General features: G+C 60.7%; 19 protein-coding genes and 1 tRNA gene. 7 read left to right on the forward strand and 13 right to left on the reverse strand.

Annotation, left to right across the window (positions count from 1 at the left end; genetic code table 11):
- Position 1 precedes the first annotated feature (1 nt).
- A complete protein-coding gene (locus HMPREF2781_RS05420) occupies positions 2-448 on the forward strand; it encodes a GtrA family protein (RefSeq protein ID WP_070644679.1) in 447 nt (148 codons plus the stop codon).
- Here HMPREF2781_RS05420 and HMPREF2781_RS05425 read toward each other — a convergent pair.
- From HMPREF2781_RS05425 to HMPREF2781_RS05435, 3 genes are all read right to left on the reverse strand, one after another.
- Positions 445-1,350 carry a galactofuranosyltransferase GlfT1 gene (locus HMPREF2781_RS05425; RefSeq protein ID WP_070444354.1) on the reverse strand — a complete coding sequence of 302 codons (906 nt, stop codon included), beginning with the start codon at positions 1,348-1,350 and terminating at the stop codon, positions 445-447. The genes HMPREF2781_RS05420 and HMPREF2781_RS05425 overlap by 4 nt on opposite strands.
- A gap of 60 nt (positions 1,351-1,410) precedes the next feature.
- The gene (locus HMPREF2781_RS05430; protein WP_070644680.1) at positions 1,411-1,869 is read right to left on the reverse strand and encodes a hypothetical protein; all 459 of its coding nucleotides are present in this window, start codon (positions 1,867-1,869) and stop codon (positions 1,411-1,413) included.
- A 147-nt stretch (positions 1,870-2,016) separates the two neighbouring features.
- Positions 2,017-2,415, reverse strand: a complete 399-nt coding sequence (locus HMPREF2781_RS05435) for a hypothetical protein (RefSeq protein WP_070644681.1) — start codon at positions 2,413-2,415, stop codon at positions 2,017-2,019.
- Positions 2,416-2,602: 187 nt separating this feature from the next.
- On the opposite strand from HMPREF2781_RS05435, the gene HMPREF2781_RS05440 reads away from it, so the two are divergent.
- Entirely contained in the window at positions 2,603-3,208 is a 606-nt protein-coding gene (locus tag HMPREF2781_RS05440) for a GNAT family N-acetyltransferase (RefSeq protein WP_070644682.1), read from the forward strand.
- A 63-nt stretch (positions 3,209-3,271) separates the two neighbouring features.
- Positions 3,272-4,162, forward strand: coding sequence for a Fic family protein (locus HMPREF2781_RS05445; protein WP_070644683.1), 891 nt, complete (start codon positions 3,272-3,274; stop codon positions 4,160-4,162).
- Here the strand turns inward: HMPREF2781_RS05445 and HMPREF2781_RS05450 are convergent.
- On the reverse strand, positions 4,159-4,956 hold the full coding sequence (locus HMPREF2781_RS05450; protein WP_070444344.1) for a galactan export ABC transporter ATP-binding subunit Wzt/RfbE: 798 nt from the start codon (positions 4,954-4,956) through the stop codon (positions 4,159-4,161). The genes HMPREF2781_RS05445 and HMPREF2781_RS05450 overlap by 4 nt on opposite strands.
- A 12-nt stretch (positions 4,957-4,968) precedes the next feature.
- Positions 4,969-5,820 carry a galactan export ABC transporter permease subunit Wzm/RfbD gene (locus HMPREF2781_RS05455; RefSeq protein WP_070444741.1) on the reverse strand — a complete coding sequence of 284 codons (852 nt, stop codon included), beginning with the start codon at positions 5,818-5,820 and terminating at the stop codon, positions 4,969-4,971.
- A 196-nt stretch (positions 5,821-6,016) separates the two neighbouring features.
- Here HMPREF2781_RS05455 and HMPREF2781_RS05460 point away from each other — a divergent pair, with 196 nt between their 5' ends.
- Positions 6,017-7,228: an aminotransferase class V-fold PLP-dependent enzyme gene (locus HMPREF2781_RS05460; protein WP_070644684.1), complete on the forward strand. Its 1,212-nt coding sequence runs from the start codon at positions 6,017-6,019 to the stop codon at positions 7,226-7,228.
- On the opposite strand, the gene HMPREF2781_RS05465 is transcribed toward HMPREF2781_RS05460, so the two are convergent.
- Together HMPREF2781_RS05465 and HMPREF2781_RS05470 are read right to left on the reverse strand one after the other, a co-directional pair.
- Positions 7,225-8,181: an NAD(P)H-quinone oxidoreductase gene (locus HMPREF2781_RS05465; RefSeq protein ID WP_070644685.1), complete on the reverse strand. Its 957-nt coding sequence runs from the start codon at positions 8,179-8,181 to the stop codon at positions 7,225-7,227. The two genes, HMPREF2781_RS05460 and HMPREF2781_RS05465, sit on opposite strands and share 4 nt — an antisense overlap.
- A 15-nt stretch (positions 8,182-8,196) precedes the next feature.
- Positions 8,197-9,093, reverse strand: coding sequence for an NAD(P)/FAD-dependent oxidoreductase (locus HMPREF2781_RS05470; protein WP_070644686.1), 897 nt, complete (start codon positions 9,091-9,093; stop codon positions 8,197-8,199).
- 226 nt (positions 9,094-9,319) lie between these two features.
- Here HMPREF2781_RS05470 and HMPREF2781_RS05475 point away from each other — a divergent pair, with 226 nt between their 5' ends.
- The 3 genes from HMPREF2781_RS05475 (at position 9,320) to HMPREF2781_RS12515 (ending at position 11,741) form a co-directional block, all read left to right on the forward strand.
- On the forward strand, positions 9,320-11,032 hold the full coding sequence (locus HMPREF2781_RS05475; RefSeq protein ID WP_070517122.1) for a SulP family inorganic anion transporter: 1,713 nt from the start codon (positions 9,320-9,322) through the stop codon (positions 11,030-11,032).
- 128 nt (positions 11,033-11,160) lie between these two features.
- A tRNA-Ser gene (locus HMPREF2781_RS05480) sits at positions 11,161-11,248 on the forward strand.
- Between the two features lie 349 nt (positions 11,249-11,597).
- Positions 11,598-11,741, forward strand: a complete 144-nt coding sequence (locus HMPREF2781_RS12515; RefSeq protein WP_157844601.1) for a type II toxin-antitoxin system Phd/YefM family antitoxin — start codon at positions 11,598-11,600, stop codon at positions 11,739-11,741.
- A 79-nt stretch (positions 11,742-11,820) separates the two neighbouring features.
- Here HMPREF2781_RS12515 and HMPREF2781_RS12160 read toward each other — a convergent pair whose 3' ends face one another.
- From HMPREF2781_RS12160 to HMPREF2781_RS12520, 6 genes are all read right to left on the reverse strand, one after another.
- A complete protein-coding gene (locus tag HMPREF2781_RS12160; RefSeq protein ID WP_083308526.1) occupies positions 11,821-12,090 on the reverse strand; it encodes a type II toxin-antitoxin system RelE family toxin in 270 nt (89 codons plus the stop codon).
- A 9-nt stretch (positions 12,091-12,099) separates the two neighbouring features.
- Positions 12,100-12,354: a type II toxin-antitoxin system Phd/YefM family antitoxin gene (locus tag HMPREF2781_RS05490; RefSeq protein ID WP_371325752.1), complete on the reverse strand. Its 255-nt coding sequence runs from the start codon at positions 12,352-12,354 to the stop codon at positions 12,100-12,102.
- Positions 12,355-12,411: 57 nt separating this feature from the next.
- Positions 12,412-13,167 carry an NAD-dependent deacylase gene (locus HMPREF2781_RS05495; RefSeq protein WP_070644688.1) on the reverse strand — a complete coding sequence of 252 codons (756 nt, stop codon included), beginning with the start codon at positions 13,165-13,167 and terminating at the stop codon, positions 12,412-12,414.
- A 4-nt stretch (positions 13,168-13,171) separates the two neighbouring features.
- Complete coding sequence (locus tag HMPREF2781_RS05500; RefSeq protein ID WP_070644689.1) at positions 13,172-13,903, reverse strand: DUF1648 domain-containing protein; 732 nt, start codon at positions 13,901-13,903, stop codon at positions 13,172-13,174.
- A 265-nt stretch (positions 13,904-14,168) separates the two neighbouring features.
- The gene (locus HMPREF2781_RS05505; protein WP_246821781.1) at positions 14,169-15,251 is read right to left on the reverse strand and encodes a ThiF family adenylyltransferase; all 1,083 of its coding nucleotides are present in this window, start codon (positions 15,249-15,251) and stop codon (positions 14,169-14,171) included.
- A 21-nt stretch (positions 15,252-15,272) separates the two neighbouring features.
- Positions 15,273-15,505: hypothetical protein (locus HMPREF2781_RS12520; RefSeq protein ID WP_210386009.1), on the reverse strand; the 233-nt coding region annotated here is incomplete at its 5' end.

A 15,505-nucleotide genomic window follows, 5' to 3' on the forward strand; every position in this document is an offset into this window, starting at 1 on the left:
CATGCCCGAACGCCTCTCACGGTCGAATTCCCTGCAGGCGCAGGGCACGAAGTTTGCGATCACGGGGGCCATTGCCGCGCTTATCGACGTCTCTCTGACCTGGCTTTTTCAAATTGGTTTAGCGTTATTCGGCGAAGTAGCCTCGCGGACCGTCGGTTTTGCCGTCGGTACTTTGGTGGCTTACTTGTTGAATCGACGGTGGACCTTCAACGCGCGGGCCTCGAAGCGCCGCTTTGTTGCGGTCTTTGCCACCTACGCCATGACCTATGCGATCAACATTTTGTTGTATCGCTGGGCCTTTCCCTTCTTTGACCACACGCTGGACTGGCCTTCGTCCTGGGCACTGGCGGTGGCTTTCGTCATTGCCCAGGGCACGGCAACGCTGATTAATTTCTTTGTGCAGCGGTGGCTGATTTTCCGCAGCACGCGCAAGTCCTTTGAGTTTTAGGGCCGGCGGAAGTCTTCTTTGCGTCCGCGGTTGTGCAGGCGCAGCCATTCCATGAATCCCTTGACGTCATGCTGCTGGACTAGGAAGAACCAGCCGAAACGTGCGAATTCCTGTGGTAGCAACTTGCGCATGCCGCGCTGCCACAGAAGGTAGCCGCGGTTGCGGTAGGTAAAGAAGCGCTTGAACTCGCCTTCCGGGTATTGCGTGTGCATTTTTCCGCCGAGGATGGGCTTGAACTCATCGGAGCCATCCGGATGCAGGTAGCTGGTGGTCAGCGCAGTGCCGAAGTTTAAACCCGAGTTGACCAGGCGGCGGTGATATTCCACCTCATCACCACGGATGAACAGGCGGTAGTCTGGGACGCCGATGATCTCCATGGCCTCGGCGGAGATGAGTGCGCCGTTGAAGAGGGAGGCAATGCCGGGCAGAAAGTCACCCTCCAGCTCGCTCATGTAGCGCCGCCACACCAGGCCCTGGCGCAGTGGGAAAGCCAGCTTGGCAGGCTCATCGATATTGCACACGGCGGGGGAGACTTCGTGGAGTGCGTTGTTTTCCGCAACTCGGTAGAGCTCCTCTAGCACGTGGTGGTCGGCGGGGCGGCCATCATCATCCGCGCACCACACCGCGTCCGCGCCGAGGGCGAGTGCGGTGAGGAAACCCAGCGCGAAGCCGCCGGCGCCACCAAGGTTGGTTTCGGAAGGCACGTAGACGCCGCGCTCGCCGGCTAGTTCGTGGAGGAGCTCCTCTACTGCTGCTTCCGCACCGTTATCCACCACGATCACCCACTGCACTGGGTGCGTTTGGTTCACCACCTGTTCAAGGGAGGCGCGCAGTAGCTCCACGCGCTGGTGGGTGACGATCACAGCGGCCGTTGTACCGGCCTGGGACAGGGTGGCAGTCATGGGTTCTATTGTGCCACCCGCCTGTGGCACTCAGGTGCGTGACATGGAGGTGGCAAAGGTTTAGGCGTTGAAGCCCGGAATCTTGATGAAGCCGGAGTTCACAGCATTGACAACGCCAGCAATGAGGCCGAGCACAATCGCGGCGATAGAGGTGCCAACGAGGATTTCAGCGGTGGCTCCCACCGGGTATTCCTTGGCGGTGTCATTCTTCAGGGAAGACATGGCGACATCCTTGGCGGAGCCAGCAGTCTCCAGGCCTTCTTTGATTTCTTCAGGGGTGCTGCTGCCCTCGCTACTACCCTTGCTGCTGATAGCCTCAGCGCCCTTCTCAATGCCGTAATCCACGGAGGAAGCGAAGCCGTCACCACCGACGGCTTCCTTGAATCCTTGCTTCAGGATGTAGCCAAAGACCTCAGCCTCGGAAACCTCGGAGGAACCCTTCTCAGCAGCGGTGGCCGGGGCGATAGACAGGGACAGTGCGGTGGCGGCGGAAACGGCAGCGGCGGTGAAACGCTTCATGGAGGTTCTCCTTGGAAGAACGGTAGAGAAAGTGAAGAGGTAGTGAAAGTGTAGAAAGTGCCATGCAAAAGTAGGCGATAGCGAAAAGCTCCAGCCCTCAAAGGACTGGAGCTAGAAATTCAAAGCTAAAAGCTTGATGCGCTCAAGTTAGAACGGAAGGGAAACGCCCGGGATGAGGCCGTTCTGAACTGCGGTGTAAGCAGCACCGAGGACGGCAGCGGCGATGCCAACGCCCCAGAGGATGTCAGCGGTGGTGCCCAGAGCATAGCCGTTCTTGGCGTCGTTCTCCCAAGAGGACTTGTTGACGTCAATGTAAGCCTTTGCGGAGCCACGCTTGGCGTCCGAATCCCAGTTCTTAGTAGCTTCCGAGCTCGTCTTGGAGGAAGCAGCCGCGGGCGCCGATTCGCCCTTGACACCGGCGTAGAGACCAGCGCCGATGATGGTGCCAAGATCTTCCCAATCGCCTTCAGTCTGTGCAGAGGCAACACCAGTGGACAGGGACAGTGCGGTAGCAGCGGCTACAACGCCAGCGGCGAAACGCTTCATGATAGGGCTCCTTAGGGTTAAGAGAGAACAGTGCCTGTGATTCAGGCTCGCGACGATTTTAACTTGAAAGGATCTGAGAAAAGAAGCAAATAGAAAAAGTTTCTTTCGTGATTCACCCATACAGGGGGTATGCATATTTCCAGTGCATGAGACTAAAGGTGCGTTCTACGCAAAGTACAGTGTTCTCATGACCGTGAGAAGCGTTGAAGAAATGTGGGCTCCCTTTAGGGTTTCCATCCACGTGGGTGAGCTGAGTCTGCGGGTGCTGCGCGATAGTGACATCGCCGCCATTCATGGGGTTAGCGCCGCTGAGATTTTCGGCGAGCCGCTTCCGGAGTACACGTTCCCGTGGTTGAAGCAGAAGCCTGATCCGAGTTTCCGGTGGGCGCATCGCGCACAGATGTCCCCGGAAGAATGGTCGCTCGACTTCGGAGTGCATCTTGATGGTGAGGTTATCGGCTCGGTGGATCTGCGGGCGAAGAATTTCTCCGATAACCATGAGGTTGTAACCGGATCGTGGATCTACCACCGCCTTCAGGGCCGCGGGATAGGTACGCAGATCCGTCATGCCGCTGCGGTCTTCTGCTTTGATTACCTGGGTGCGCATCGGTTGCGCTCGGAGTGGGAGCCGGGAAATGAAGCTTCCCAGGCTGTGTCGCACAAGCTGGGCTACACCATCAACGGCAACAAAGCAGTGTTGCGCAAAGAGGATTATCAGCCGGGGCCGGAAGTGGCTGTGGCCGGCATGAGTGAGGAACTGCGCGCGATGTTGGGAGCCAACTTCGCTGTTTGAGGAATAAATCGTGAAAATGGGAGAGTTTCTACTCAATTTCACGGAAACTTGTAGAATGTTGGCATGCTTAACGCGCGGTCCGCCTCAAAAATCGACGCTCTTCTTGATCGGTATGCGGCGTTGCGGGAGGACGCCCCCGAGGCCGTCGCGGAGATAGCACGCGCAGAAGTGGCGGAGTCGGTGTATAACTCGAACGCCATTGAGAATTCCACGCTGACTTTGGAGGAGACCGAGAACATCTTGGCGGGGTTTACCGCCAGAGCGCACGATTTACGGGAAGTCTTTGAGGCTAAAAACCTGGCGGACGTGACTGAGGAACTAATTCGGGGCGTCGGTAAGCTCGATGCAAACCTTATTCTGCGACTGCATGGTATGTTGCTTCGCGGCATCAATGACGACTGGGCGGGGCGCTTTCGTCGAAGGGGGGAGTGGGTACGAGTGGGGGCACATATGGGTGCTAATCCCGAGTATGTCGACCGACTGGTAGAGGACAGTATCACCGAGTACTACGAAGACGAGAGCTACTTTGTCGATCGCATTGCGCGGTTCCACGCGGAATTTGAAACCATCCATCCTTTTTCAGACGGCAATGGGCGCATCGGGCGCGTCATTATCAATCAACAACTCTTAGAGCTAGGGGCGCCGCCCATCATCATTCCGAACAAGGGAAAAGAGCGCCACTATTACCCTGTGTTCCGTGGCTACCCGGTGAGTGGGGACTTTTCTGCATTGAGCACACTTATCGCGCGGCAACTCGTCGAGTCCTTGCACAAGCGCATCACGCTGCTGACCGCGCCGAGGGTAATTCGCCTGTCGGAATGGGCAAAGGTTAACGGTGTCTCTGGGTCCGTCGCCGCCAATAAGGCGGCGCGGGGTACCATTCCGGCCTTCCGACAGCGTGGAACGTGGATGATTGACGCGCAATATGTCAACGAGGCAGGTAGCAGGGGCTAAACGTTTTCCTCGTTATCGAAGCGCTTGCGCAGATCCCGCACGTACTGGCCCACCTCAGGGCCTTCGTACTCGCCGACGACGTCGGAGACCTCGCCCACCGAGCGGATCTGGCCGTGGTCGATCCATAGGGCGGTATCGCACAGCTGGGCCAGGAAGTCATTGGAGTGGGAAGCAAAGACCAGGATGCCGGAGCGCTTCACCAGGTCCTGAAGGCGGACGCGGGCCTTGGCCATGAAAGCAGCGTCGACGGCGCCGATGCCTTCGTCGAGAAGCAGGATCTCTGGCTCAATGGAGGTCACCACGCCCAGCGCTAGGCGCACGCGCATACCAGTGGAGTAGGTGCGCAGCGGCATGGAGAGGTAATCACCCAGCTCAGAGAACTCCGCGATCTCATCCATCTTGGCCTTCATCTGCTTGATGGTCTGGCCCAAGAAGAGGCCGCGGATGATGATGTTGTCGTAGCCGGAGACCTCTGGGTCCATGCCCACGCCGAGGTCGAAGACGGGGGCGACGCGCCCACGGACGTCGGCAGCACCGCGCGTGGGTTCGTAGATGCCGGAGAGCAGGCGCAGCAGAGTGGTTTTGCCCGCGCCGTTGTGGCCGACGAGGCCCACCCGGTCACCTTCGCGCAGGTGGAGGTTGATGTCTTTGAGCGCTTCCACCATGACCACGTTCTGGTCATTCTTGCCAATGGAGCCACCGGCCGTGGAGAGCATCGCCTTCTTGAGAGAACGGGACTTGGCATCAAAGATGGGAAAGTCCACGCAAGCGTTATACGTATCAATGGAAACCATGGACGATCCTTTCTAGACCCAGTAGGAGACGCGGAAGCGCCACTGGCGCATGGCCAGGCCGGCGATGAGCAGGCCGGCGACGGTACAGCCGATGACGATGAGCCAGTGATAACCGGCGACGGGCTCACCAATCATGGGGGCGCGGATGATCTCCATGTAGTGATAGAGCGGGTTGATCTCAGCGATGCGCGCGCGGCTGGCCACGGCACCTCCCTGCTCCTTCAGGGTGTTGGTCATCCACACGATCGGCGTGACGTAGAAAAGCAGCTGGGTCAGAGCCTCCAGCAGCGGGGCAACGTCACGGAAGCGGGTGGCGATGATGCCGAAGAACATGGCTACCCACACGCCGTTAACCAGGAAGAGTCCTAGCGCCGGGATGAACAGGAAGAACTCCCAGCCCAAGTGGCGCGGGAAGATAAGAATGAGCAGCAGCCAGATGATGAGGTTGTGGCCCAAGAAGAGGGTTTGCCGCCAGACTAGGCGGTAGACGTGCACCGACAGTGGTGCGGGCAGCTGTTTGATCAGGCCCTCGTTGTCGATGAAGACTGTCGAGCCTTCCTTAATGGCGCCCGAAATGAAGTTCCACATAATCAAGCCCACGGTCACGTGGGGCAGGAATTCTGCAACCGGGATCTGGAAGAGCATGGAATACAGCAGGCCCAGGGCCGCGGCCATCACGCCGGTTGCGATGGTGATCCAGAAAGGACCCAGCACCGAACGGCGGTAGCGCTGCTTGATGTCTTGGATGCCCAGCTTGAACCACAGCTCGCGCTGGCGCGCGCCTTGCAACAGATCGGCGAAAGCCGCCGACATGGTCATGGAACGCGAGGCCGGCTCTTCGCCGGGTGCAGGCGCGGAGGTCATGCGGGCGACGTCGTCACGCAGGTTTTTCTTGTCTTGCACGTCCTTCACCCTAGCGCGCACCTCCGCCAAACACCTACACACACGCCCTTAACCTGGGAAAACGCGAGCGAGCTGGGAAAATCGAGGGTTAGGAAAGATTTACGTGGGGCGTATAGAGTAGGGAGCGTTCATCCGCATCGGGAGGAAGGGTTGAAGCATGACGGAACAGTATGACGTCGCCAGCGTGCGAGGTCTTTACACTGGTCTGTCCGATGGTTGGACCTACCTGAACGCGCACGCCGCGCCGCAGATTGCGGAGCGCGTGGCCTCTGGCGTTGCCCGTTCTTTCCGCATGTCCGCTACGGTGAAACCGCTGGAGGATGCCGTGGGCGCGCACTCGGCGCACCACGACCCCGGAGAGCTCCACGCGGCGGACATGTATGCTTCCGCGCGCCGGGCAGTGGCGGATCTCACGGGGGCGACGGCGGAACGGGTCATCCTGGGCCCGTCGCTGCCGGTGCTGTATCAGGCTTTGGGCGTTGCACTGCGCCCGCTGTTGCGCCGACAGTCTTCGGTGGTGCTCTCCCGTTTTGATTCTCCGGAGTTTACGAGTGCGTTCGCACACCTGGGTACTGATATTCGGTGGGCGCAGCCGGATTTAGGAACTGGCGAGCTTCCGGCATTCCAATACGCTGATCTGGTGGATGGCTCTACGCGTTTTGTCGCCTTTTCTGCCGCCCACGAGCTGCTGGGCACTGTAACACCGGCCGCGGAGATTATTGATTCGGTCCATGAGCGTTCGCGCGCATGGGCGCTTGTCGACGTCTCCTCGATCGCCCCCTACCGTCTCCTCGACTTTGATGCGATTGGGGCGGATATCCTCGGCGTGGATGTGGGTGCTCTCGGTGGTCCGCAGATGGCGGCGCTGGTCTTCCGCGATACTGCGATGTTCCGTCGCCTCGATGAGCTTGTCGTTGGCCCGGTTTCCGCGGGCTTGGCGGGTGGCGTTGGCCCCCTAGTGGATCATGTGGCGGAACTCGCCGGCGGGGAGCGCGGTTCGCGCCGCGTGCGCCTGACGCGTTCGATGCAAGCTCTCTCCGGCTATATGGAGGATCTCACCGGGGATCTCTACAGCCTGTTGGGCACGCTACCGGCCGTTCACATCCTGGGTGTGACGGGTGAGGCGGCTGCCGACGCCTCCGATGACCGCCTCCCGCGCCTCACCTTCGCCGTGCGCGATGTTCCGGCGGATGTGATCCACCGCCGGCTCTTCGACAATGGCCTAGTTACTACCATCGCTCCGCACACCCCGCTGCTCACGGAGATGGGAGTGGAGGAGGTCGGCGGTGCCGTCACGGTTTCGCTGAGTCCGTTTAGCACGTACCACGATGTGGAGCACCTCACCCGCGTGGTCGCGTCTTTGGCTTAGACCTCGAGGACGAGCTTGCCCGTGACCTCGCCGGAGTCGAGGGCTTTGTGGGCTTCGGCGGCGCGAGCAAGCGCATACGTCGCGTGCAGGTGGTGCTTGACGCTGCCGTTCTCTAGCCAGGGCCAGACATTTTTGACGGTGTCCGCAACGATGGCGGCCTTGCCCTCCAACGAGCGGGAGCGCAGCGTGGTGCCCTGCAGGGTCAGACGCTTGTTGAGGAGGATGGCCATGTTGAGCTCGGCCTTCGTGCCACCCTGCATTCCGATGGTGACCATGTGGCCGCCCTTAGCCAGCGCGATGAGGTTCTTCTTGAGGTACTTCGCGCCCATGATGTCGAGGATGACATCGCACTGGTTCTTCAGTTCCTCGGCGAAGTCCTGTTCGTTGTAGTTGATGAGGATGTCCGCGCCGAGTTCCTTGCAGGTCTCGAGTTTTTCGTCCGAGCCAGCCGTCACGGCGACGGTGGCGCCGAGCTGCTTGGCCACCTGGATGGCGAAGGTGCCGATGCCGCCCGCGCCACCGTGGATGAGGATGGTTTGGCCCTTGTTTAGTTTCGCCTCCATCGCGATATTGGACCACACGGTGCAGGCCACCTCGATGACGGAGGCGGCCTCGGCAAAGGAGTAGCCGCTGGGGATGGGCAGCAGCTGGCCCTGCGGCACGGCCACGTACTCGGCGTAGCCGCCGCCGGCCAGCAGGGCGCCGACCTTGGAGCCAACCGCGACGTCGGTGTCGCCTGCGTCGACGACTTCGCCTGCGACTTCGAGGCCGATAATCTCCGAAGCGCCCGGCGGCGGCGGGTAGTGCCCGCGGGCCTGGAGCAGGTCGGCGCGGTTTACGCCGGCGGCTTTGACTTTAACGAGGACTTCGCCGGCAGCTAGTTCTGGTGTGGCGACATCCCCCAACTCCAGCGAGTGCGGGTCTTCCAGGTTGGTCTGAATGATGGCTTTCATGCCACACCACCGTACTTAAATCCAATCATCCTCGACGAGGAAGCCGTTGACCGTGATAGCAGCAGCATTGGCCTGGCCCATGGCCATCGCCACCTGTGCGCCTGGATTGACCACGTTGCCCACCGCCCAGACGCGCGGGTGGCTGGTGGCACCGGTGAGATCAGCCTCGATCAGGCTGCCGCCCATCGCCGGTGGCGGGCTATGGCGCTCGAGGTTGAGGTCAGCGAGGAACTCATCGTGGGGGCGGGGAATGGGCATGTAAAACAGTGCATCGACGGCATGCTCGTCGCTTTCCAGCAGGACTTTTCCGTCTTGGAAGGCGGTGACGGGGCCGTCGATAAGCGCAATGCCCCGCCGAGTCAGGTCCGCGCGCTGCTCGTCGGTGAATTCCATTCCATTGGTGAAGAAGGTGATGTCCTTCGACCACTGGCGCAGAACCGCGGCATGGTGGAAGGAGAACTCGCCGATGCAGAGCACGCCGAGCTTCTTGTCCGCCACCTCGTATCCGTGGCAGTAGGGGCAGTGGAGGACCGTATTTCCCCAGTTTTCTTCCAAGCCCGGGATGTTGGGGTGCTCGTCGTCCACGCCGCTGGCGACGATGATAGAGCGGGCAGCGATGGTCTCACCGTTGCTCAACGTGGCGGTGAGCGTGCGGTCATTATCGGTGACGGAATCCACGGTGGCGTTTAGGATCTGCGCGCCGTAGCTGCGCAGCTGTTCCTTGCCGCGCTCCTGGAACTCAAGGGGTGGCGTGCCCTCGAGGGCAATGACTCCATGAATTTCATGGGCGAAACGGTTGCGGGGAGTGGCGGAATCAACAATGAGCACGCTGCGGCGGGCGCGGACCATGACTAGGGCTGCCTGCAGGCCGGCCGCGCCACCGCCGATGATGAGGGTATCTACTGTCTGCATGGCCGCGAGTAAACCAGAGGAGGGTTTATATGGCAATGGTTTTCATTAATTTGTGGCAGGCGTCACGCCCAACCCTGACTTGGCCAAGTTAGTGTCGAAGGGTTGGGGTGTGGTGGGAATTCGTCAACATGAGGCATCGGCCAGAATTGCGAATGCGGCCCGTCGAAGGATGGCGCCTTGTGTATCCTTTGGATGTCGTTGAGCTTTTAAGGAGCAAGAAAGTAGCATGACCTACCCCTCCACCGTCTCTAAGGTGGGCATCCGATCGCGTGCCCTGCGTTTCGCACCGCGCCGCTCGGACTGGTCCCGCGCGACGATCGGGCGCGACCTTTCGGCAGGCCTCATGGTGGCCCTCGTCGCACTGCCCCTCGCGCTCGGCTTCGGCGTTGCGTCCGGTGTTGGCGCCGCAGCCGGAATTACGACGGCCATCGTCGCGGGCATCTTGGCCGCGGTCTTCGGTGGTAGCAATGTTCAGGTAAGCGGCCCGACCGGCGCAATGACCGTCGTGTTAATCCCCATCGTGGCCGACCATGGTGCCGATGGGGTGCTCGTTGTCGGCGTGCTGGCGGGACTCATGCTGCTCTTACTGGCATTCACCGGCGCTGGCCGCGCGATGAAGTACATGCCTTTGCCTGTCGTCGAAGGTTTCACAGCCGGTATTGCGGTGATCATCGGCCTCCAACAGCTGCCTGCTGCACTCGGTGTTGACGTCGACGGCGAGAAGGTCCTCGGGTTGGCGTGGGGCGCAATCAAAGCTTGGTTAGATGCCCCGGGATGGCAGGCGCCAGTGATGACCCTCGCGGTGGCGGCCGGAATCGTGGTTGCGGCGCGCGTTCGTAGTGGCTTTCCCGCGGCGCTGGTGTTGGTAGCTGCCGCGACGGCCATCAACATGCTGGCAGACAGTAACCTGAAGACAATCGGCTACATCCCGTCGACGTTGCCTGCTCCGCGCTTGCCGCACATCCCGTGGGAGCACCTGGATTCCTTGCTGTTGGCAGCGGTCGCCGTCGCAGCGCTCGGTGCGTTGGAATCGTTGCTGTCAGCGACGGTTGCCGACGCAATGACTGTCGGCGACCGTCACGATCCCGACCGCGAGCTCTTTGGGCAGGGCGTGGCCAACGTCGTCGCGCCCCTGTTCGGCGGGATCCCCGCAACAGCCGCGATCGCCCGAACTGCCGTCAACGTGCGGGCCGGCGCAGGTACGCGCCTGGCGGCGGTGTTCCATTCGCTGCTTTTGCTCGTCGCAGTGCTCGTCGCGGCCCGGTGGGTGGGCGAGATTCCTCTCGCTGCGCTTGCCGGCGTGCTTATCGCCACTGCGATCCAGATGATCCATCCGCGGAACCTCCGCTCGGTGATGCGCGCCACCAAGGGCGACGGGGTCACCCTGCTTATTACGGCTGCCGCCACCGTCGTGTTCGACCTTGTCGTCGCCGTGCTCATTGGCCTTGTAATAGCGGGCTTCTTCGCGCTGCGCGATACCGCCCGCACGGCGGTGTTAGAGGCCGCCCCGCTGGAGACGGGAGACCACCGCGACAAGGAACGCGAACTCCTCGATGAGCACATCGCCGCCTTCCGCTTGGAAGGCCCACTCTTCTTTGGCGCAGCGCACGATTTCCTCCTCGATCTCGCTGATGCTTCGTCGGTCAAGGTTGTCGTGCTCCGCATGCGCTATGTCACGACGATTGACGCCACTGGCGCCCAGATGCTCGCTGACACGATCGGGCGCCTTGAACGTCACGGCACCCGGGTCCTACTCTCAGCCACGAAGCCCGAACATGTTCCGGTGTTGCGCGAACTCGGCGTATTTGACCAGCTTGCGCACGAGAATCACGTCTTCGACGACACTCTCGACGCCATCGCCCACGCCCGACTGCATGTCTCGCGCATTCAGCATGAGGAGTCGGATGGCGCACCCGCGGCGTCGCAAAGCAATCAGTAGGACGAGTAGCACTGGCGAACCTGCGGTTGTGAGGCGATTATCGGTGACGTGATGAGCCGAATTCTTCTCCCGCGGCGGAGTCTAGTACTCTGAACGTGTTGCGCGCGGTGCATGCTGACGCGTGACGAGGAGGCGTGGCAGAGCGGCCGAATGCACTGGTCTTGAAAACCAGCGTGGGGAAACTCACCGCGGGTTCAAATCCCGCCGCCTCCGCCAATTGTTTTGGGGGTCATTTGTAGCGGCTTTGCTTCTGTCCCATGCGGCTGTAACGAAGCTCAGAACGCATCCTGCCAGTAGGAATCCGCTAATTTGCAGGTGGGTGGCCGAGTTTCCGCCGCCGCCAGCCACGACGAGGAAAATCGAAAATGCAATCGCGACAAGGCAGTGGATGACCAACCGGCTATGCGCTCCAAGGTGGCATTGCGGCCAAGCTTTCTCGATAGCCCAGCTCACTGCTGCGAGAATGACATAAAAGACGATTCCCGCTAAGGCTCCTGGAACTAGGTAGAGCATGGATTCATCTCCTCTCGGGGGGAATAATGGTTGTGGTAAGGAAGGCGGTTTCGTGATGTCAGAGGATAACTATTCGGCGTGGGTAGAGACTGATTATCTTTTCGGCTCCCCAGTCAATGCTCGCCGGCTATTGGAGTCTTACGAGCAAGTGCTAGACGGAAAGGCTAAGGAGCACGACATCGATCTAGCTGTGTAAGAACTATCTTCCGATCGAAGTGGAGTATTCACCTTCTGGCAGGGTGGAACCGGTTTTGTTTATCTGAGAGGAATTTTACCTATTTCCGGTAAACATCTCGTCGGTGAGCAATGCGCAGGACGAGCACCACGAGTTTTCCGTCTAAGATTTCATAAACTACGCGATAGTGTCCGACTCGAATTCTGTACAGGTCGTCTGAGGCTCTTAGCTTCTTTACTCCATCAGGGCGAGGGGTAACGGCCAAGTCTTCGATTGCAGCAAGTAGTCGCCTCTGTGTCGGTCTGTCGAGCTTGCGTAATTCCTTGGCTGCGGATGCTTTATAGGTGATTCGATAAGTGGAGTTAGCCATAGAAGGCGATTAGGTGAGTCCGAGTTCTTTTTTGAGGTCTTCGTGTGAAATCTCTGCGGCTTCTCCTCGGGCAATCTCAGCGGCCTGAACATCCTCACGATCTTCCAGTGCTTCGACTGCGCGGGCGAAAAATGAAGGAGAGACGACAAAAGCGCGAATCCGGCTTCCACGACTAGTGATGGCGACGGGCGTGTGCTGTGCCTCTTCAAGAATTTGGCTTTGGGATTGGCGAAACTGGCTGGATGCCACTGACATCGTTTTCATACAACGAATGTACATCTTGTACATTTTGGTGGGCAAGGGTCGCGGGATTTCTGGTTGCTACTCGTCTTTGCCATCGATCCGCCCCGCCAAAATGCGAGGCAGCGCCTCCGCTGCGGTGGCGGTGACCACCACGCTGGCAAGCGGCGAGAGATCCGTGGGCTGCGGGGTGACTTCCACGATGGGGATGCCGCGTGCGTGGGCAATCTGCGGCAGGCCGGCAGCGGGGTAGACCACGCCGGAGGTGCCCACAATGAGCAGCGCGTCCGCGGTGGACATGCGGCGTTCGGCCTCGGCCCATTCGTCGTTGGGCAAAGCCTCACCGAACCACACCACGCCTGGGCGTACGAGCCCGCCGCACACGGGGCACTCGGGTGGAGTGATGCTCTCGACCGGTTCCTTCGGCAGCGCAATGTCCTCGTCGTACGGTGTATCGCAGTCGGTGCAGCGGAAGGCGAATAGGGAGCCGTGTAGGTGGACCACGTCCTGGCTTCCGGCGCGCTCGTGCAGGTTATCGATATTTTGCGTGGTCACCGTCATGCCGCGTGCGGCAGCAATCACGCGGTGCCCGGCGTTGGGCTCGGCCCGCTGCGCCAGCTGTGCGCGCCACAGGTACCAGGCGAACATGGGCTTAGGCTCGGTTCGCCATGCGCTTATCGACGCCATCGCAACCGGATCCACGTTCTCCCAGATGCCCGTCTGCGCATCGCGGTACGTGGCGATGCCGCTATCCGCGCTCATGCCCGCGCCGGTGAAAACCTCAACGTGGGTGGCATCAGAAAGGATCGACTGTGCGCGCTCAAACAGGTGCTCCATGCATCTAGAGTACGGCGATGATCACGCAGAATGCTATGGATGCGCTAAGCGCGATTCCCATGCGCCATAGGTAGCGCCGGCCCGGTTCGTGCGCGGTGTTGATCTGCAGCTTCGAAGAATTCGTGGAAAAGACTGCCATGCACATGGGGTCGGTGGGCTCGTTGTAGATGCCCATGCTGCCGGCAAAGCGGAGCGCTTCGTTGCGAACTTGTTCTTCATGGTCGGCGGGTATGGATTGCACGGCCTTCGGGGATGTCAGCGTTAATCGGACGCCCTGAATCATAACGAACACGGTGAAGGCTATCCACGCGGCCACGAGCAGAAAGCCGGAGAAGGGGATATCCGGAATGACGGTGCAGACCGCGGTGAGGCACACGCAGGCCGTCATGGTGAGGACTGTCTGGGCAATGAACGTGGAGGTCTTTCCAGTGAGCAGCTCCGCGCGCTGTGCCGTGGCCTCGGAGAACGGAAGAGCTGACTCTGCCGGAACATCCATTGTTTTTCGAGCCAGCGAGATCGGCGGCACGCACAGCGGCAGCGCAATGGCGAACACAACGCCGATCCACACGAGGACCGTTGCGTTGAGGAAAGATTTGGGTTCGAAGCGGTCCGGGTTGCCCGAGCCATCGAAGTGGACCGGGATGGGATCGGGCACCGAATCCCAGCGCAGCAGCATGTACACCAGCGTGAGAGCACACACCACAGCGGTGGCGACGTAATACTGGCGGCTTCTCATGGCAGTGAGCTTACAAAGGGGGTGGCTGGTTGGTCGATGAAGGGGGGATAAAGATGGTCCCTTCATAATGGTCCCATTACTTTGGTCCTTTCCCTGAGCAAAAGGACCATCTGGGCGCAGAAAACTGGCTGTAAAAGGTCCCTTTGCGGTGAGTAGGGACCAGAATATGGGGACCAAACTATTGGGACCATGTGGCCAGGGTGATGTCGAGAAGGCGGAGCCGCCGGCTGAGGAGCTAGAAAACCTATCAGCCCGGGGCCGAAAGCTAGTCTGCCACGCCCTCCTCGGCCTCTAGGTCATCGAGAGAGATGGTCTCCAGATCGCCTCGGCGTGCGGCAGCAGCCTCGGCCTCGAGCTCGGAAGTGTGTTCTTGCCAAGCATCGATGCCACCGCGCAGCGAGTAGACGTTGCTGAAGCCGCGGGCGCGCAGGGCTTCGACGGCCTGGGCGGAGCGCAGGCCGCTGGCGCAGTAGAGGACGGCGAGGTCGGCGGGGTCGATGGGCGGGTTGTGGCCGGCGAGGATGTCATCGAGCGGGAGGTGCTGCGAGCCGGGAATGAGGGAAGTGGCGCGTTCGGGGGCGGTACGGACGTCGATGAGCGTGGCGCCTTCTGGAATGTCGCGGATATCCGTGGGGTTGTCGGGGCGCGCCGGGATGGCTCCGTTGGCGCGCACGGGGATGTATTCCCAGGTCCCGGCGAGGGAGTCGTAATAGCCCAGCGTGCCGATGAGCGGGGTGCCGATGCCCGTGAGGAGCTTAAGCGCCTCCACCGCCAAGGCGGAGCCGGCCACGCCGACGACCGGTCCCATCACTCCGGCCTGCGAGCAGGAAGGTACCTGCGGATCGGTGGGGAAGAGGTCCTCGTAGACCGGGCCGTGGCCGGAGTGGAAGACGGTCAGCTGCGCGTCGTATCCCAGAAGTGAGGCCCACACGTGCGGAATGCCCAGCTCATGGGCAGCCCAGGAGGCCAGGTGGCGGGAGTAGAAGTTATCGGTGCCGTCGATGATGAGGTCAGCCCCGCGCAGCTGCGCCAGGGCGGTATCAGGCGTGAGGCGCGAGAACTGCTCGACGGTGCACTCGGGGTTGAGGGCGCTCAAGGCTTCAGCGGCGGATTCAGTCTTGGGCTGGCCCACGGTCGCCGTGCTGTGGATGACTTGGCGGTGCAGGTTGGAGAGGGAGACGGTGTCGTCGTCGAAAAGCAGGATGCGCCCCACGCCTGCGCCTGCCAGGTAGAGAAGGGCAGGCGAGCCCAGGCCGCCGGCACCGATGACGGCGACTGTGGAAGCGCGAAGTCGTTGCTGTGTGGAGGTTCCCCAGAGGGCTTCCTGACGTGCGTAGCGTGAACTCATTCTGAAGTGCTCCGAGTTTTCCTAGACTTTTGCCTTGATTTCTATTGTTTCCTGCAGTGGATTCTGATTAAAGAATTCGGTTTCAATCCCGGTTGGTGTCGATATTCTAAGCTCTGGCGGAATCGTGCTTCGTCCTACCTCGACGCTCACTCGAACGTCATGCACGCCCTTGATGGCCACCAGTGTGTTGACCTTGATGACGAGTTCATCTTTGTCAGAAGGGCCTGACCCCCGGAAAGTAGACACGTCGGGGG

Source organism: Corynebacterium sp. HMSC062A03 (assembly GCF_001811145.1).
In the GTDB taxonomy this organism is placed as follows: Bacteria; Actinomycetota; Actinomycetes; order Mycobacteriales; family Mycobacteriaceae; genus Corynebacterium; species Corynebacterium aurimucosum.

Excerpts from the sequence above, each read along its gene's own strand:
- HMPREF2781_RS05420 (WP_070644679.1), top strand. The coding sequence starts at position 2 with ATGCCCGAACGCCTCTCACGGTCGAATTCCCTGCAGGCGCAGGGCACG.
- HMPREF2781_RS05425 (WP_070444354.1), bottom strand. The coding sequence starts at position 1,350 with ATGACTGCCACCCTGTCCCAGGCCGGTACAACGGCCGCTGTGATCGTC.
- HMPREF2781_RS05430 (WP_070644680.1), bottom strand. The coding sequence starts at position 1,869 with ATGAAGCGTTTCACCGCCGCTGCCGTTTCCGCCGCCACCGCACTGTCC.
- HMPREF2781_RS05435 (WP_070644681.1), bottom strand. The coding sequence starts at position 2,415 with ATGAAGCGTTTCGCCGCTGGCGTTGTAGCCGCTGCTACCGCACTGTCC.
- HMPREF2781_RS05440 (WP_070644682.1), top strand. The coding sequence starts at position 2,603 with ATGACCGTGAGAAGCGTTGAAGAAATGTGGGCTCCCTTTAGGGTTTCC.
- HMPREF2781_RS05445 (WP_070644683.1), top strand. The coding sequence starts at position 3,272 with ATGCTTAACGCGCGGTCCGCCTCAAAAATCGACGCTCTTCTTGATCGG.
- HMPREF2781_RS05450 (WP_070444344.1), bottom strand. The coding sequence starts at position 4,956 with ATGGTTTCCATTGATACGTATAACGCTTGCGTGGACTTTCCCATCTTT.
- HMPREF2781_RS05455 (WP_070444741.1), bottom strand. The coding sequence starts at position 5,820 with ATGACCTCCGCGCCTGCACCCGGCGAAGAGCCGGCCTCGCGTTCCATG.
- HMPREF2781_RS05460 (WP_070644684.1), top strand. The coding sequence starts at position 6,017 with ATGACGGAACAGTATGACGTCGCCAGCGTGCGAGGTCTTTACACTGGT.
- HMPREF2781_RS05465 (WP_070644685.1), bottom strand. The coding sequence starts at position 8,181 with ATGAAAGCCATCATTCAGACCAACCTGGAAGACCCGCACTCGCTGGAG.
- HMPREF2781_RS05470 (WP_070644686.1), bottom strand. The coding sequence starts at position 9,093 with ATGCAGACAGTAGATACCCTCATCATCGGCGGTGGCGCGGCCGGCCTG.
- HMPREF2781_RS05475 (WP_070517122.1), top strand. The coding sequence starts at position 9,320 with ATGACCTACCCCTCCACCGTCTCTAAGGTGGGCATCCGATCGCGTGCC.
- HMPREF2781_RS12160 (WP_083308526.1), bottom strand. The coding sequence starts at position 12,090 with ATGGCTAACTCCACTTATCGAATCACCTATAAAGCATCCGCAGCCAAG.
- HMPREF2781_RS05490 (WP_371325752.1), bottom strand. The coding sequence starts at position 12,354 with ATGAAAACGATGTCAGTGGCATCCAGCCAGTTTCGCCAATCCCAAAGC.
- HMPREF2781_RS05495 (WP_070644688.1), bottom strand. The coding sequence starts at position 13,167 with ATGGAGCACCTGTTTGAGCGCGCACAGTCGATCCTTTCTGATGCCACC.
- HMPREF2781_RS05500 (WP_070644689.1), bottom strand. The coding sequence starts at position 13,903 with ATGAGAAGCCGCCAGTATTACGTCGCCACCGCTGTGGTGTGTGCTCTC.
- HMPREF2781_RS05505 (WP_246821781.1), bottom strand. The coding sequence starts at position 15,251 with ATGAGTTCACGCTACGCACGTCAGGAAGCCCTCTGGGGAACCTCCACA.